This window comes from Hydrobacter penzbergensis (assembly GCF_900106985.1).
Taxonomy (GTDB): Bacteria; Bacteroidota; Bacteroidia; order Chitinophagales; family Chitinophagaceae; genus Sediminibacterium; species Sediminibacterium magnilacihabitans.
In genome coordinates, this window is record NZ_FNNO01000011.1 from 47,139 (window position 1) to 65,160 (window position 18,022).

The 18,022-nt window shown below is 46.2% G+C and carries 12 protein-coding genes; 8 read left to right on the forward strand and 4 right to left on the reverse strand.

Translation table 11 applies throughout. The features are described from left to right. Positions 1-7 precede the first annotated feature (7 nt). On the reverse strand, positions 8-784 hold the full coding sequence (locus tag BLU98_RS12230; RefSeq protein WP_092724458.1) for a response regulator transcription factor: 777 nt from the start codon (positions 782-784) through the stop codon (positions 8-10). A gap of 143 nt (positions 785-927) precedes the next feature. Between BLU98_RS12230 and BLU98_RS12235 the strand changes: the two genes are divergently transcribed. Then, positions 928-3,378, forward strand: a complete 2,451-nt coding sequence (locus BLU98_RS12235) for a glutaminase family protein (RefSeq protein WP_092724460.1) — start codon at positions 928-930, stop codon at positions 3,376-3,378. 10 nt (positions 3,379-3,388) lie between these two features. Next, a complete protein-coding gene (locus tag BLU98_RS12240; protein WP_257574954.1) occupies positions 3,389-4,504 on the forward strand; it encodes a glycoside hydrolase family 76 protein in 1,116 nt (371 codons plus the stop codon). A gap of 4 nt (positions 4,505-4,508) precedes the next feature. On the opposite strand, the gene BLU98_RS12245 is transcribed toward BLU98_RS12240, so the two are convergent. Next, on the reverse strand, positions 4,509-6,875 hold the full coding sequence (locus BLU98_RS12245; protein WP_092724462.1) for a glycoside hydrolase family 127 protein: 2,367 nt from the start codon (positions 6,873-6,875) through the stop codon (positions 4,509-4,511). A 129-nt stretch (positions 6,876-7,004) separates the two neighbouring features. Here BLU98_RS12245 and BLU98_RS12250 point away from each other — a divergent pair, with 129 nt between their 5' ends. The 4 genes from BLU98_RS12250 (at position 7,005) to BLU98_RS12265 (ending at position 11,992) form a co-directional block, all read left to right on the forward strand. After that, a complete protein-coding gene (locus tag BLU98_RS12250; RefSeq protein WP_092724464.1) occupies positions 7,005-7,385 on the forward strand; it encodes a mercuric transporter MerT family protein in 381 nt (126 codons plus the stop codon). A 109-nt stretch (positions 7,386-7,494) separates the two neighbouring features. Next, positions 7,495-7,707, forward strand: coding sequence for a GDCCVxC domain-containing (seleno)protein (locus tag BLU98_RS17980; protein ID WP_092724466.1), 213 nt, complete (start codon positions 7,495-7,497; stop codon positions 7,705-7,707). Positions 7,708-7,809: 102 nt separating this feature from the next. Then, entirely contained in the window at positions 7,810-10,479 is a 2,670-nt protein-coding gene (locus tag BLU98_RS12260; protein WP_092724468.1) for a glycoside hydrolase family 3 protein, read from the forward strand. 187 nt (positions 10,480-10,666) lie between these two features. Then, on the forward strand, positions 10,667-11,992 hold the full coding sequence (locus BLU98_RS12265) for an alpha-L-fucosidase (protein ID WP_092724470.1): 1,326 nt from the start codon (positions 10,667-10,669) through the stop codon (positions 11,990-11,992). Positions 11,993-12,005: 13 nt separating this feature from the next. Here the strand turns inward: BLU98_RS12265 and BLU98_RS12270 are convergent, their stop codons facing one another. Both BLU98_RS12270 and BLU98_RS12275 read right to left on the reverse strand, forming a co-directional pair. Then, a complete protein-coding gene (locus BLU98_RS12270; RefSeq protein ID WP_092724472.1) occupies positions 12,006-12,455 on the reverse strand; it encodes a rhodanese-like domain-containing protein in 450 nt (149 codons plus the stop codon). 51 nt (positions 12,456-12,506) lie between these two features. Next, positions 12,507-14,669, reverse strand: a complete 2,163-nt coding sequence (locus BLU98_RS12275; RefSeq protein ID WP_092724474.1) for a TonB-dependent receptor family protein — start codon at positions 14,667-14,669, stop codon at positions 12,507-12,509. Between the two features lie 152 nt (positions 14,670-14,821). Here BLU98_RS12275 and rhaT point away from each other — a divergent pair, with 152 nt between their 5' ends. Together rhaT and BLU98_RS12285 are read left to right on the forward strand one after the other, a co-directional pair. Continuing rightward, complete coding sequence (rhaT, locus tag BLU98_RS12280) at positions 14,822-15,907, forward strand: L-rhamnose/proton symporter RhaT (protein WP_257574955.1); 1,086 nt, start codon at positions 14,822-14,824, stop codon at positions 15,905-15,907. 6 nt (positions 15,908-15,913) lie between these two features. Further along, positions 15,914-18,019 carry a bifunctional aldolase/short-chain dehydrogenase gene (locus BLU98_RS12285; RefSeq protein ID WP_257574956.1) on the forward strand — a complete coding sequence of 702 codons (2,106 nt, stop codon included), beginning with the start codon at positions 15,914-15,916 and terminating at the stop codon, positions 18,017-18,019. The last annotated feature ends 3 nt before the right edge of the window (positions 18,020-18,022 follow it).

The window sequence follows — 18,022 nt, forward strand, 5'->3', positions numbered from 1 at the left end:
ACAAGACTTATCCTTTTTTAACCGGCTCCTGTTTGGAAAGCATATAATTAGTGGGCGTCATGCCAAATTGCTTCAGAAAATAACGCGAGAAATTACTTTGCGAACTGAAGCCTACCATGGCGGCAATCTCGTAGATACGGTACTCGCCGGTAGCCAGCAATTCAGCCGCGCGCTTGAGCCGTGTGATATTGATCAGTTCAACAGGCGTGAGGTCGGAAATAGATTTGATCTTACGGTACAGAGAAACACGACTCATGTTCATGATCTTCGCCAGTTTATTCACGTCCAGGTCTTCGTCTTCGATATTCTGGTAGATCGTATCGTTCAGCATTTCCAAAAAACGTTCATCGGTCTTGGTATGGGCAATGCTCCGGATATGCACCAGCGGGGAACTTGCAAAATATTCCTTGATCATATTGCGATTGTTGATCAGGCTGGAAATTTGTGCCAGCAAGTGTTCCCGGGAGAAAGGTTTTTCAATATAGGCATCGGCGCCGATTTCCAATCCTTCCACTTTCGACTGGATGGTATTCTTTGCAGTGAGCAACACAATGGGAATATGCGCATGGCCGATATCTGATTTGATGGCTTTGCAAAGGGCGAACCCGTCGATTTCCGGCATCATTACATCGCTCACTACCAGTTGTACAGGCGTGGATTCGAGGATTTCAAGGGCTTCTTTCCCATTAGTGGCGGTCAGTATGGTATATTTCGATTTTAATATACGGGTGAGGAACTCCAGTATCTCTTCCTCATCATCAACAAGCAGAATGGTTGGTTGCATGGCAATATCGCAGAATGATGTTACAATTTGCAAAAGTTATGAAATACAGGGAATAACAGTATATCTTCAGATACTTTTTCTTTACACCCCATCAGTGTAACTTATTTGGCAGGCACTGACCCCTGTAAATTAATTAAATCATTATGAAAAAGCTATTCTTATTTTTTTGCTTGTTGAGTGTTTACGGTCAAATCCTGGCGCAGACCGAAAAAGCGCCTGCCTATCCCCTGATTACACATGATCCTTATTTCAGTATATGGTCAGCCAACGATACACTGAATGGAGGCCATACCAGGCACTGGACAGGAGCGGAGCAACCGTTACTGGGTATCATCAAAGTAGACGGACAAGCCTATCGTTTTCTGGGAAACGAAGGCAAATCTTATCAATCCATTCTTCCCACAGCCGATGAACAGAACTATAGTTCCAAATACACCGAAGAAATGCCTGCGGCTGATTGGATGAATGCAGGTTTTGACGACCGCCAGTGGAAAACCGGTGCCGGCGCTTTCGGCGATAACCCCAGCGTGGCCAAAACAAAATGGGTAAGCCGCGATTTGTGGGTGCGTCGCACATTTACACTCGGCAAAACTTCACTCGACAATGTATTCCTGAAGTTGCAGCACGATGATAATATCAGTGTGTATCTTAATGGCAAGCAGGTATTCACTACCAAAGGATGGACAGCCAAATACATTTATATTCCCATCCGCGAAGCGGCGCATGTTTTACAAGCTGGTAAAAACGTATTAGCCATTCATATTGAAAACACAGCAGGCGGACAATCACTGGATGCCGGCATCGTGCGCGAACAGGCGCCTGTTAATGCTGCGGCAGTAGCCAAAGCCATTCAACAATCTGTTGTAGTAAAAGCAACGCAGACTGCTTACCGTTTCAAGTGTGGCGGGGTTGACCTCTCGCTTCGTTTTACCTCACCGCTTTTACTCAATAACCTCGACCTGCTTGCAAGACCGGTTTCTTATGTAGATTTTACCGTGCAATCGAACGATGGTAAAGTGCATACGGCGGAGTTGTATTTCGGCGCTTCAACCAATATTGCTGTTAATACACCTGCACAGGAAGTAAAAGCAGAACAATACCATGCCGGTTCATTGTCGCTTCAGAAAGCAGGCAGCGTGGCGCAACCGGTTTTAGCGAAAAAAGGCGATGACCTTCGTATCGACTGGGGCTATATGTATGTAGCAGTACCTGAATCTGATGCTGCGAAACAATACATTACCACTGCAAAAGCAGCCATACCTTCTTTCCTCAAAAAAGAAACAGCAACTACGGTTACTACAGGCATTAACCTGGTATTGAATACGGTATTGCCATTGGGAAAAGTAGGCAGTACGGCTAAAACAAAAACGATTTTATTGGGATATGATGATATTTATTCCATCCAGTATTTTCACGACAACCTGAAGCCATGGTGGAAGAACGATCCTTCACAAACCATCGAAAAGCAATTGACACAAGCGTATGCCGATCATCAGGAAATACTGGAACAATGTACCAGGTTCGACGATCAGCTGCATACCGATGCTGTTGCTGCCGGTGGAGAAACCTATGCACAGTTGTGCGAGCTCGCGTATCGCCAGAGTATCGCTGCGCATAAGCTGGTAAGAAGTCCGCAAGGCGAACTACTGTTCTTTTCCAAAGAAAATTTCAGCAACGGTTGCATCAATACGGTAGACGTTACCTATCCTTCGGCGCCTTTGTTCCTCATCTATAATCCTGAACTGATGAAAGGTATGCTGAATGGTATCTTTTATTTCAGCGAAAGTGGTAAATACACAAAACCTTATGCAGCGCATGACCTGGGTACTTACCCGTTAGCAAACGGACAGGTATACGGAGAAGGAATGCCGGTAGAAGAAAGTGGCAACATGCTCTTGTTAACAACAGCGATTGCCAAGATGGAAGGCAATGCCGATTATGCTAAAAAGCATTGGGCAACCCTTACCACCTGGGCTAATTACCTGCTTAAAGAAGGCTTCGACCCTGCAACACAATTATGTACCGATGATTTTGCAGGGCACCTGGCCCGTAATGCGAATCTTTCAGTGAAAGCTATATTGGGCATCGCCGGCTATGCTATGCTGGCCGAAAAGCTGGGATACCCCGATGTGGCCCGCAGGTTCCGCGACAGTGCATTGGCCATGGCACCACGATGGATGCAACTGGCAAACGACGGCGATCATTATACGTTGGCTTTTGAGAAGCAGGGTACCTGGAGCCAGAAATACAACCTGGTTTGGGATAAGGTATTGGGAATGCATATTTTCCCCGAATCGGTTTTTGAAAAAGAAATACGTTACTACCTGGGCAAGCAACAAACCTACGGATTGCCACTGGATAGCCGCAGAACCTATACCAAGTCTGACTGGATCATGTGGACTGCTACACTGGCCAATAACCGCCACGATTTTGAACAGTTCATGCTTCCGCTGTTGCGTTATGCAGCGGAAAGTCCCACTCGCGTTCCGTTGAGTGACTGGCATGAAACCACCAATGGCAAACAGGTAGGCTTCCAGGCAAGAAGTGTGGTGGGTGGATATTTCATGAAAATGCTGGAACAAAAAATAAAATAAAATATTCCCGATGCGGAACAATCAAACAATCATTTTAAAAACGATAAGCATCTTCGGGATGCTTATCGTTTTATTAGGCCTGACTTCCGTTCATGCGCAACATCCTTCAGCCATATACTTGCAACGTGCCGGGGTAGTGCACGATCATATTTACAAAGAGTTTTATGACAGCTCGAAACAGTTGTTCAAAGAAAAAACAGTATTGAGAAAAGATGAAAGGCCTTATTCCTACCTGTGGCCTTTGTGCGCATTGGTTCAGGCGGCCAATGAAATGGAAGTATTGGATCATGCTACAGATTACATGGGGCCGGTAGACCGGGCTATCGCGCAGTATTACAGTCCTTCCAAACCGCCCAGTGCAGGTTATGACTCTTATGTAGCAGGAGATGGGGGAGGCGACCGGTTTTATGATGACAACCAATGGATTGGGTTGGCCTATACGGATGCGTATCAGCGAACAAAAAAGCCAACATACCTGCAAATGGCTACAACAATTTACCGGTTCATGCTTACGGGTTATGATACTGTTTCAGGAGGAGGCATGTATTGGCAGGAGTTTCATAACAACAGCAAGAATACCTGTTCCAATGGCCCGGGCATTTTGCTGGCGCTGCAGCTCTACAGATCAACCCATGAAAAGAAATACATCGATACGGCCATCCTGCTTTATAACTGGGTAAATGCACGCCTGCAGTCACCCGATGGTTTGTATTTTGATGCTTTGAAATTGCCATCCGGAAAAATCGATGAGCGAAAGTACACGTACAACACCGGCACCATGTTGCAAAGCGCTGTTTTGTTGCATCAATTAACAGGGAAGGATCAATATTTATCACAAGCTAAATCCATTGCCGAGCAATCGGCGCGTTATTTCTTCAAAGACGGACTCCTGCCCGGCAATTACTGGTTCAATGCTGTTTTGATGAGAGGATATGTTGAATTATATAAGATTGACAAACAGCAGACTTATATGCAGTTATTCAAAAAATACCTTGATGCGGTCTGGGACCACCAGCGGGATGAGCAGGGACTGATTGGCACAAAGCAGGTCAAGACCCTGCTTGACCAGGCGGGATACCTTGAAATGCTTGCACGAATGGCTGCTTATTTTCAAAGCCGTGACTGATCTTTTATTTCCTGATGGTTCTGCAGCCGAATATTCTGCCGGCGGTCTTGCCATTGGTGGCTTGTACCCTTACAATGATCTTGTTCTTGTTTTTTGTCAATGATTCAGGTATCGGGTATTCTTCGGTGAAGAATTTACCCGGTGTGCGGCCTTTTAATTCAACAGCGGCAATTTTCACTCCATCTATTAAAATGTCGAATGATCGGTTTTTATCGTCGCCAATATAAGTGCACAATAATGCATTGGTTTGATGGGGGGCCACGGTCATATCGAATGAAAAAAATCCGTTGCTACGCGCTTCCCTGCCGGTTCTTCCCAATGCATCGCTTGCATAAGATTGCTCGCTTGCCTGTAAATGATGATCACGTTCCGGTTGCATTTCACCGAGCCGCATGATATCGATGGTTTGGGCTTCTATTTCCTGTTGTTTTTTCTTTTCCGCTTCATAGTCGGCCTGACGGGTATTCCATTCGGCATTGGTAAAATAATCCCAATAAACACTGTAATGGTTATGGATGTTTTGATAAAATGGTGTAAGTGTTACGTCGAATGGTTTCCCTGTGCCATTGGTGTGGAATGACAATGGCTGCTGGCTATTCTGTACTACCCAATCGCTTACCTGGTGGTTATCGGTGAGGAGTACCGGTGTGCCATATACCGGATCGGGCATGGTATCACCCAGGTTGCCTGCGAGCAGCAGTGGCCCGTATAGAATGGCTACCCGGTTGGCATTATCGGGCATGCTTTCTGTGTATAAGTGCATGGAGAAATGAATGTTCAGCCGGTCGTTGTTATGCCATGTTCGATGAACGGCCAGGTAGCCTGTTGAATCTGGCTTTACTTCAATCGATTGATCGTTGACGGTTATTGTTGCGCCGCTGGTGGCCCACCATGGTTGCCTGATACGGATGGTAAAATCGGCTGGTTTGTGTGTGGTGATGGTTAATGAGGTGGACGCATTTTGGGGATAGTTGGTGTTTTGTGTAATGATCCGTTGTTTATCCTTCCAGTTTAATTGAGAAGGGATGAACAGGTTTACATACAAACTGCCGTCAACTCCTTCGAAATAAATGTTCTCGCCGTATTTAGAATGGTTTTCCATGCCGCTTCCCACACAACAGGTAAAGGTGTTGAAAGAATCGCTGAATTGTTTTTTGCCGCCCATGCGCAAAGGTTCGAAGTACAGCGTCATGGCAGTGTTTGGATTTTGAGAAGCCAGGATATCGTTATACAAAGCGCGTTCAGCATAATCGATCAGTTGGCTGTTCGGCTGCCAGCAAAACAGGTGGCCGGTCAATTTCAGCATATTGTAGGTACAGCAGGTTTCTGTGTTGTTATCGCTCAACGCGTCATTGAGTTTATTGGCTGCGCCCAGGTATTCATAATTGCCGTTGCCGCCATTTACATACGTGTGACCATGCACCAGTATGTTCCATCCCCTGGAAGCAATGGTATGATCTGCATTGTTGTTGGTGAGTTCATACTGCCTGGCGCTGCCGATCAGCTTGGGGATATTGGTATTGGAATGTTTGCCTGCCAACGGATCTTCTTTTCCTTCCGCTAGTGGTTGCATTACAAAATCATCATAGAATTGATAGGAGAGATCAAGGTATTTTTTCTGACCGCTGAGGCTGTAGAGGGTTGCCAGTACATCATTCATGCCGCCATATTCGCACCGCAGCATTTTCTGCCGTTGTTCATTGGTAAGGCCGTTAACGATGGTGCCCGTCCAGTCGGCTATTCTGGCCACAATCTTCAAAGCCTGTTTGTTACCTGCATAGAGATAAGCATCTACCAAACCTGCCATTATTTTATGCACCGTGTACCAGGGACTCCAGGCGCCATTCAAATCGAAACCACCCGATTTAATGATGCCATGCTGCACTTTGTACCACAGGGAATCTTCATTCGGTATGGCGCCTACGTAACCTGTTTCGCGTGCCGCCTGGCATTTAGCCAACTCATGTACAATATAATTGATACGGTCTTTGAATGCTTTATTGCCGGTGGAAGCATACATCATGGCACAGGCCGATAAATAATGCCCGAGGGTATGACCAGAGAGTCCGGCGTTTTCCCAGCCGCCATAAATGGAGTCTTTGGGAGCCAGCCCGGCATTTTTATAAAAGCGATACAATAACCTGTCTGGCTTCAAGGCCAATATATAACCACTATCCGCCTTCAGTGCCTGCCTGAAAGGACTGCCATCCAGCAATTGAACAGCTGCCAGGTTGAACGCATAGGCTTTTAATTCAGCCACTGGTCTGATCTTCGTTTTATTGTCATGCCTTTCAGGTAGATAAGATTGCGTAAATCCTATATGCTGCGCCAGGCAACTGCCGATTAATAACAGGTATGGTAATCTCTTCATAAAAAATGTGTTGCTAAATTTAATTACGTTTAATGATGTATAACGATTTTTCTGGCGGATAAGCTAAACATTTTACAGGTATCCTATCTTTAAGATCATCAATCAGTTGAATGTAAAAGCAGTGGCAATATGAGCAACGAAAAAAACAATAAGATACTGCTTGGTTCCGGACTGGTGCTGGCGCTGACATCATCGTTATGCTGTATTGTTCCTGCACTGGCCATTATAAGCGGTACCGGCAGCGCTGTTGCCGCATTCAGCTGGGCTGCACCGCTCAGACCTTACCTCTTGGTGGCAACGGTATTGATCCTGGGTTTTGCTTTTTACCAGGCATATAAACCAAAAGCGAAAGACGAATGTGCATGCGAAACAAAGCGCAGTTTTTTGCAATCAAAATCTTTTCTTTGGATCGTTGCGGTGGTTTCCCTTTTGCTGTCAGCCTTTCCCTATTATGCAAAATATTTGCAACCGCAAATCCCGCAACAACAGGCAGCGAATTATTTTCGATAGCACACGCATATCACTGCAACAGTTGGCCGACGCCATAGAAAATGAGACTGGCTATAAAGTAATATCACCCGGCAAATAACAGTAACAGCTGGAAACAAAATCTGATCATATGTCAAATACTGTGCAACTGCAATCAATTATTACTTGTCCCCACTGCGGACATCAAAAAGAAGAAACCATGCCCACCGATGCATGCCAGTATTTCTATGTATGTGAAAACTGCCAACAACGCCTGCAACCCAAGGCGGGCGACTGCTGTGTGTATTGCAGCTACGGTTCGGTTAAATGCCCGCCTGTTCAACAAGGAACCTGCCATTGCTGAAGAAATAATTTTCCCGATAAATAGAAGAATCCTGGTTGAAAATCAGAAAAGCTGCTGCAACTTGCAGTCCATTCGGATAATAAGTGTATTATTAAAAGTTGTATGCAAAAAATAACCATATTTCTCCTGCTTTGCCTGGCCCTGGCCAACCCTTCCATTGCACAAACGGTTTCGGCTTATAAGAACGCCCGTCTTCCCATAGAAGTACGTGTAAAGGACTTGCTGAAGCGCATGACGCCGGAAGAAAAATTCTGGCAACTGTTCATGATACCGGGCGACCTGGGTAATGATCCTTCAAAATATAAGAACGGCATTTTTGGTTTCCAGGTAAATACAGTACAGCAACAGCATGGGGCTGCTGCGCAGCTGTTGAATTATCAATCCGGACAAACCGCGCAACAAACCCTTCAAAAGATCAACAGTATACAGAAGTATTTTGTAGAACAAACAAGACTGGGCATTCCCATCATTGCTTTTGATGAAGCATTACATGGTCTTATACGGGATGAAGCCACTGCTTTCCCCCAGGCGATTGCCCTGGCAGCTACCTGGGATACCATATTGATGAACAAAGTGGCTGCTGCCATTGCCAATGAAACAAAATCGAGGGGTATTCGCCATATTCTTTCACCTGTGGTTAACCTGGCCACCGATGTGCGCTGGGGAAGGGCAGAAGAGACTTATGGAGAAGACCCGGTGCTCTCGGCAGCCATGGGTGTAGCTTTTGTAAAGGCATTTGAACAAAGAGGTATCATCACCAATCCCAAACATTTTGCGGTGAATCATGGCGAAGGTGGTCGGGATAGTTACCCGATCCATTATAATGAAAGGCTGCTCGAAGAAACTTATTTTGTTCCCTTCAAAGCGGTGATACAGAAAGGAGGCGCCAGGAGTATCATGACGGCTTACAATTCGCTGGATGGTTCGCCCTGTTCTGCCAACGACTGGTTGCTGAATAAAAAACTCAGGAAAGATTGGGGGTTCAAAGGATTTGTGTTGTCCGATGCCGGAGCCACCGGTGGCGCCAATGTATTACATTTTACGGCAGCAGATTATGCAGAAGCTGGCAAGCAGGCTATTGAGAACGGATTGGATGTGATCTTTCAGACTGCGTATGAACACCATCAATTGTTCGAAAAACATTTTCTCGATAAGAGCATGAGACCGGGCGCCATTGATAGCGCCGTAGCCAGGGTATTAAGGGCGAAATTTGAACTGGGTCTTTTTGAAAAACCTTATGTAGATGCATCGATGCTGGAGCAGTGGAGCATCCAGCAACACAGAGAACTGGCCAAAGAAGCAGCCATCCGTTCAATGGTGCTGCTGAAGAACGATCACCAGGTATTGCCTTTTACCACATCCATCAAAAAAATTGCGGTGCTTGGTACAGACGCTGCCGAAGCGCGGCTGGGTGGTTACAGCGGCCCAGGTATTCATAAGCAATCCATCCTGGCAGGTATACAGGAAAGAGCCGGAAATAATTGGCAGGTAGTGTATGCACCCGGACCCGGAAGGCAACATCAACCATGGACGATCGTTCCGGATAGTTGTTTATTTACCATACAAAACGGCAAAAGGGTAGCAGGACTATCAGCAGATTATTTCAACGACATCAGTTTACAAGGAACGCCGGCATTATCAAGAGTGGATGCATCCATCAATTTTCAATGGACCTTGTTCTCTCCCGATCCCGCAAAGATCAATTATGATTTTTTCTCTGCAAGATGGACAGGAAAAATACAATCACCTGTAACGGGTAATGTGAATATTGGCATCGATGGCAACGACGGATACCGCTTGTTCATCAACAACCAACTCATCATCGATAATTGGCAAAAACAGAGCTATACTACGAAGCTGGCCAATTTTCATTTTGAAAAAGAAAAAGCTTACGATATCAGGGTAGAATATTTTGAACCGGCTGGTAATGCACGGTTCCACCTTATTTGGAATGCAGGTGTGCAAGACAGCAGCGAATACAAGATACAGCAAGCAGTGAATGCAGCAGCCGGCGCTGATATAGCAGTAGTGGTTGCTGGTATTGAAGAAGGAGAGTTCAGGGACAGGGCTTCACTGGCGTTGCCGGGCTTGCAGGAAGAAATGATACAGCGTGTAGCTGCTTCTGGTAAACCGGTTGTGGTATTGCTGGTAGGCGGCAGCGCTGTTACTATGCATAACTGGCTGGATAAAGTGAACGGTGTATTGGATGTGTGGTATCCGGGCGAAGCAGGCGGAGATGCAGTGGCGGCTATTTTATTCGGAGACCGGTCGCCTTCGGGTAAACTGCCCATTACATTCCCTGTATCGGAAGCGCAACTGCCCCTGGTTTATAACCACAAACCTACCGGCCGCGGCGACGATTACAACAACCTTACCGGAATGCCGCTGTTTCCGTTTGGATTCGGGTTGAGTTACACAAGTTTTACCTATTCGGATCTCCGGTTGGCGAAACATGTGATCAAAACAGGAGAAACATTGTCGCTCAGCTTTAAACTGAAAAACACAGGTAATTATAAATCTGATGAAGTGGTGCAATTATACCTGCACGATGAACTGGCATCCGTGGCAAGGCCTGTTAAAGAACTGAAAGCATTTCAACGGGTAAGCCTTGATAAAGGAGAAGAAAAAGAAATCCGTTTCAACATTACACCCGATATGCTCACCATGTTGAACATAAACATGAAAGAAGTAATTGAACCGGGGCAATTCCGGATCATGATTGGTAGTTCCAGCAACGACATGCGGTTGCGGGAAATATTTCAAGTAAAATAGTCGACACCCTGAAAGTACTCAGTCAGGTCAACGCAATCGTTTGTCTGATTTATTCCTTGTTCAGTCTTAGCGCTAAGGAAATGCTGCGTGATGAATGAAAGTAATTAATTTAGCCCCTTTCATAATCAGTGAGTACACATTTTACTAAAAATCAATTGACATTAAATTATCTAATCTACGATCACGCATGAAGCAGCTTATTACAATGGTTTGCCTGTTTGTTTGTATACAGGCAGGGTTTGCTCAAAAAAACATCGACCCTAAAGAAATTCACGACAAGATGCAATGGTTTGGCGATGCCAAGCTGGGCATATTCATTCATGCAGGTATTTATGCAGTCAACGGTATCGACGAATCCTGGAGTTTTCATAATAAAAAGATCAGCTATGCAGATTATATGAAACAACTGCAGGGCTTCACTTTGAAAAAATACGATCCTGCTTTCTGGGCCAGCTTAATACAGGAAAGTGGCGCCCGTTACGCAGTTATTACCACCAAGCACCACGATGGAGTAGCTATGTACGACACCAAGCTGAGTAACCTCAGCATTGTGAAGCAAACGCCTGCTAAAAAAGATATGGTGAAACCTTTCTTCGAAGAATTGCGCAAGCGCAATATCAAATGTGGCGCGTATTATTCACTGATTGACTGGAGTTCTGATAACTATCCCGGCTTCCTGAAAGACAGTTCGAGGTATACGGTATCAAAGGATTATGACCGATGGAACCGTTTCCGCGCTTTTTTCCAGGGACAGATCAAAGAAATATCCGACACATTCCGTCCCGATCTCTGGTGGTTTGATGGAGATTGGGAACACAGTGCCGAAGAGTGGGAGTCACAAAAAGTAAGGACGATCATTTTGTCGGGCAATCCAAAGTCAATCATTAATGGAAGGCTCCAGGGCTATGGCGATTATGAAACACCGGAACAAAATTTTCCCGTTTCGCGTCCGGGCTATAACTGGTGGGAGCTGTGCATGACCAGCAATGATAACTGGGGTTTTCATCACGACAATAACTGGAAAACACCCTATGAGGTGATCACTATTTTTGCAGATGTGATATCGAATGGCGGCAACCTGTTGCTCGATATGGGACCAAAAGAAGATGGCGCCATTCCGGAAGAACAAATTCATTTGCTGAAAGAGTTGGGAGCATGGAATAAAAAACACGAAGAAGCCATTTTTAATACAGTCGGCGGATTGCCACAGGGCCATTTTTACGGGCCCTCTACATTGTCCAAAGACGCTACTACTTTGTACCTGTTCCTGCACGGAAAAGTAAACGGCCAGGTGATGATCAAAGGGCTCAGCAATAAAATAGAAGAAGTAACCGTACTCGGCAATGGCACCAAGCTGCAGTCTAAAGTGGTAGGAAAGATTTCCTGGAGCCCTGTACCCGGCCTGGTTTATATCACAGTACCAGATTCAGTTGCAGATAAATATGTAACCGTATTGAAGGTGAAATTAGATAAGCCAATCAGGTTATATAAAGGGCATGGGGGATTGAATTAAACAATCTGATAGATCAATTGTGATTGCTGTTGCTGGCAGCTGGATAATTTTTATCCAGCCAATCTGCTTTGATATTCTTAGGCAGATCGAGCAGCCGCGCATTTTTGAATCCCATTTCCTTTAATGCAGTAAAGGCGGGCCGGATATTCGGACATTTATCGAACGGACAACAGCCGCAATAAATGATCACTTCCGTGTCTTTTTTTACCCCTTTTAAATAGTCTTTTAATTTTTGAATATTACCCGCTTCATGCGCAGCGCCAATATTCACCGATCCCTTGATCAGGGCGCCGGGGCCCACGCATAAAACAAGCATACCATTGGTCTGGTTGCTGGTGATCTTTTCGGCAAGAAAGGCCGGCGCCATTAACTGGCTGCTGGTCCAGGGTTCGTTGTTTTGTGCTATCGCCATATTCCCCAACAGGAACAGGCCGGTAAGGAGGAGGAAAAACGGGTACTTCATGCTTCTTTTTTACAAAAATAATAGATCAGGCTTTCATTTTTGCTGCATCCATTACAATTTTACCGCTACACCAATATAAAAGCTCCTTCCAATTGCAGGAATGATACCGGGACCTGGATACTCGTCTGTACGGCGGGTAAAATATGCTTTATCGGCCAGGTTATTGATACCTGCTTTTATTGCATAGTTGCAGATCTTATAAGTAGCGCTTAAATCAAGCACAGTATAAGCGGGAATGTATCCTGCAATGGGATCGCTGCTGCGCACTACGTTTGATGCATCTCCATAGGCATCGCCCGTACGGTTAAACTGGAAAGTACCGGAGAAACGGGGACTGCTGTAAATAATACCCAGTCGGTTAATTGTTTTAGCAGAAGCTTCCACGCGCTTGCCATTGAATTCACCGGAAGTATATTTCGCATCGATGAAAGCGAGCGAGTTAAAAATACTTATGCCGTTTTTAGAAACAGGATTCAGGTATTTCAGGAGGTTGAATTCTATATAGCTTTCAATACCCTTGTGCACACTGTTGGCAATATTGGTACGATAGGAATATTGATTTCCCTGGTTATCTGTTTTCAGTACTACACCGATGCGGTTGTTGTAAAGCAGGTAGAAGCCGCTGATATCGAAATTCAGGAAATTCTTAACCGTACCACGGTATCCCAGGTCGGCATTGAATCCCGATGCATCTTTCAGGTTCGGATCTATTTTAGAAGTAACCCCAAATGGCTCCAATTGGCTATAATCGATCGGACGGTAAGCCTGGCTGATGTTTCCATACAGGCTTGTATTGTGTGTGGGTTTGTATTCAAGACCCAATCCGAAAAGCGGAAAATAACGGTTCCGGCTTTGATTGGCCACCATCTTATCCAACCCGTTAACTTTATACCCTTTAGCGGTACTGTGCAGGTATTCAAAACGGAAACCAGGTGTAACGGTAAAGTTATCCGCTACCTTAAAAATATTTTCTACGAAAGGAGCGATGTTGGTAGTGGTAAAATCAAGATTGTATCCCCAGTCACCATTAATGTGCAGGTCAAAATCGCTGGCGGTAGTGCCTTCACCGCCACCTTTCCTATTGAACCATGCATAACTGTAGTGGAGCCCGCCTGCCAGTACAGATTCATTGTTGCCTAAAGCATAACGGTGAGATATCCTGAATTCTGTTGTGGTATTGTGCATGTCTTCAGTGCCCACTTCCCGGGGAACAAAAGCATTGGTAGCAGGATCAATCACATCAAGCGCTTCCGGACCTCCGTCTTCATTCCGCCAAACAAGCGAACGGTTGCTGAACAAATAAGATGATTTGAGGCTGATGGTTGTTTTTTCAGACGGGTTATAATCGAGATAAGCTGTTACAATATTCCAGGGGCTTTTCAACCAGTTGCGCGCGCGGGTAGAAGTCTTGGGATTGGCCTGGAACATGCTGTCAGTAAGACCTCCCGGCATATGTACCTGGTTACGCAATAAGGAATATTCCACGCCTACTTTTACTTTATCGGAAGCGGCGTACTGTACTTTACCAAAGCCGGAGAACTGCCACTGGTCGCTATTGGCCCGGTAGCCTTGCATATTGCGGTATTGAAGGAAGCCATAATAGCTCCATTTCTTATACGTTCCGCCGAATGAATTGAAAGAATTGAATAGGCCATAGCTGCCAACGGTAAGTGAAGTATTGAATTCAGCGGGCTTGTCGGCTGGTGCATTTTTGATAACATAGTTAACCAGGCCCCCGAACTGCGAACCGAACTGCAACGATGCCGCACCGCGCACCATTTCAATACGGTTGACCGCTTCCATGGGGGGCAAGTAATACGCTTCATTATAACCATAAATATCGGAGCTTATATTATAGCCATTCTGGCGTGTATTCATTTCTATGCTTTGCGTGGGGTTGAGACCACGGGTAGCGATACCATTGGCCGTAAAACCACTGCTTTCTGTTTCTACAATATTGAGCCCGGGAATCCTTCCCAGGATCTGGCGGGTATTGTTGATGGCCTTATTGGCATCCAGACTATCAGTAATAATAATTTCATTCTTCTTCCCGGCATAGATAATACCTTCCTTTACATCCATCATATGGCCTACGCCATTGACGGTGCGGTAACCGGTGATGGTTACGTGCTTCAAGGTCCGGGTGCTGTCCTGCTGCGCAAAACCGGTCAAACCACTCAAAATCAATAATGCTGTTGCAATTAATCCTTTCATTGTGTTCTTTTGACTAAAATTTTGCGCAAAGTTGTCTGAATTCAAAAGCCGTCACTATCAAAATCGGGAAAATGAGGTTACGAATCATGGAATTTGTGGGTGCAGGACAGGACATGATGGCCGGTTAAGAGAGGAGAAATAGATTTGCTTATATGATGCTGATTACGCTTGCCGGAGTATTATTCCATTTTTTAGGCGGGTTCGCCTCAGGTAGTTTTTACATGCCTTTTAAAAAGGTAAAAGGCTGGAGTTGGGAAAGCTTCTGGATCGTGGGAGGGATCTTCTCCTGGACCATCGCCCCGCTCGTGGCAGCCTGGCTCACCATCCCCGGATTTGTAGATATCATCAGGCAGGCGCCTAAGTCGGTGATCGGCTCTACTTACCTGATGGGACTACTTTGGGGTATCGGCGGACTCACATACGGTCTGGGTGTTCGTTACCTGGGCGTGGCATTGGGTAGCTCCATCATCCTGGGGCTCTGTTCGGTCTTCGGCTCCCTGGTGCCATCTGTCTATTATTATTTCAACCCGCAACCGGGAAAAGATACCATTGCCGATCTGTTCACACATACCTGGGGACAATGGGTACTGGCAGGATTGGTACTTTGTATCATTGGCATCATCATTTGCGGCAAAGCGGGCAGTATGAAAGATGAGGAAATGGGGCATGCGAAAACAGATGCTTCCGGCAGTGAATTCAACATCACACGCGGATTAACACTGGCCATTATATCGGGTGTGCTCAGCGCCTGCTTCAGCTTTGGTATAGAAGCCGGCAGCAGCATGGCTATTGTGGCCAACCAGTTGTGGAAGACGGCCAATCCCGCTGAAACAGGGGAGTTCCTGTTCAGAAATAATGTGGTATTTGTGGTTATATTGTGGGGCGGACTCACCACTAATTTCATCTGGTGTATGGTACTCAATGCACGCAACAAAAGCTTTGGCGATTATACCAATCGTGCAACGCCTTTGCTGAAAAATTATTTGTTGTGCGCACTTGGCGGTGTCACCTGGTTCCTGCAGTTTTTCTTCTACGGTATGGGAGAAAGCAAAATGGGTAATGGCGCCAGCTCCTGGATATTACACATGTCTTTTATCATACTCATAGCCAATATGTGGGGTATCCTGTCGAAAGAATGGAAAGGTACCCATGGGTCCACCAAACGAACCATTGCGATAGGCATCGCTACCATCATCGCTTCGGTATTGGTAGTAGGGTATGGTAATTCAATCAAATAGATGAAAATGCAATTCAAATACGTAAACTATTTATGGGACGAGCGTGAGGCCGCTGCGCTCGCAGGTGATGAAGTGGCCCTGCTCATTTATCGCTCTAATTTATTGGGTGCAGATCTTCGTTTAACCAACTATGGCGGAGGCAATACATCATGCAAAGCCATGGCGAAAGACCCGCTCACGGGTGAAATGAAAGAAATTATGTGGGTGAAGGGATCTGGTGGCGACCTGGGCACGCTGAAGAAAAGCGGCCTCGCGGCATTGTATGTAGATCGCTTACGCAGCCTGGAAAATGTGTACCGTGGCCGCGCGCACGAAGATGAAATGGTGGAATTATTCAACCACTGCATCTACGACCTCGCTTCCAAAGCGCCATCCATCGATACACCATTGCATGGTTTTCTTCCTTTCAAACACATCGATCACCTGCATCCCGATGCAGCTATTGCCATAGCGGCTGCCAAAGATGGCAAACGCATTACGCAGGAACTGTTTGGCGGAACCATCGGCTGGGTAGATTGGCAACGGCCGGGGTTCGACCTGGGCCTGCAACTGCGTCAATGCCTGGAACAAAATCCTGGTATCCGCGGCATCATGCTGGGCTCGCACGGGCTGTTCACCTGGGGCGATACGGCTTATGAAAGTTATGTGAACACATTGGAAGTAGTGGAACGTTGTGCCGCTTATATCGAAGAAAATATTCAAAAGAATGGATCTGTATTCGGCGGAGAAAAAATAACAGCACTACCCAAAGAGCAGCGCCTGCAACAGGCAGCCTCGCTCGCGCCTTTGCTGCGCGGGTTTTGTTCCAGCCATACAAAAATGGTGGGTCATTTTACAGACGACGACCGCGTATTGCAATTCATCGACTCCAACGACCTCGACCGTTTGGCGCCGATGGGTACCAGCTGCCCCGATCATTTCCTGCGTACCAAGATCAGTCCGCTGGTATTGAACCTGCAACCGGGCGCCAATCTTTCAGATGCCGCTGCATTAAAGCAACAATTGCTGCCACTGTTCAAATCATATCGCAGCATGTATGCAGATTATTATAACAAATGCAAGCACGATAATAGTCCCGCTATGCGCGACCCCAACCCGGTAGTGATATTATATCCGGGCGTGGGTATGTTCACTTTTGCGAAAGACAAACAGACAGCGCGCGTTGCTGCAGAATTTTATATCAACGCCATCAACGTCATGCGTGGCTCGGAAGCCATATCGGGCTACACTTCATTGCCCAGGCAGGAAGCTTTTGATATTGAATACTGGTTACTGGAAGAAGCCAAGTTGCAGCGTATGCCCAAGCCTAAAGCGCTTTCCGGACGTATAGCGTTGGTAACAGGCAGCGCAGGAGGCATCGGCAAAGCCATTGCAAGAAAGTTTGCAGCGGAAGGCGCCTGTGTTTTTATCAATGATGTGAATGAAGAAAGATTGCAGGGTGCGAAAGCAGAATTTGAACAGGCTTTCGGAAAAGATGCCGTGGCAGCAGGATTGCTCAATGTAACAGATGCCGCACAAATACACAATGCCATGCAGCAAGCTGTGCTGGCTTTCGGAGGCGTTGATATCATCGTAAACAATGCCGGCATCAGTATTTCCAAACCATTGGCAGATCATACAGTAGCCGATTGGGACAAACTCTATGATATATTGGTAAAAGGACAATTCCTGGTATCGCAAGTTGCAGTAGACATCCTGCGCAAACAGGCAATGGGCGGCGATATCATCAATATTGTATCGAAGAACGCCGTAGTAGCCGGACCCAATAACGCCGGTTATGGCTCGGCCAAAGCGGCGCAGGCACATCTTTCACGCCTGTTGGCGGCTGAACTGGGTGCAGAAAAAATACGGGTGAACATCGTGAATCCCGATGCGGTGATCGCCGATTCCAATATCTGGGCCGGCGGCTGGGCCGAAGGGCGCGCAAAAGCTTATGGCATCAGCGTAGAAGAATTACCTGCTTATTATGCCAAGCGTACTTTGCTGGGAGAAGCCATCCTGCCCGAAGATATTGCCAATGCTTGCTATGCACTGGTTAGCGGATTGCTGAACAAATCAACAGGCAATGTATTGAATGTGGATGGAGGCGTTGCCGCAGGATTTTTACGCTGATAG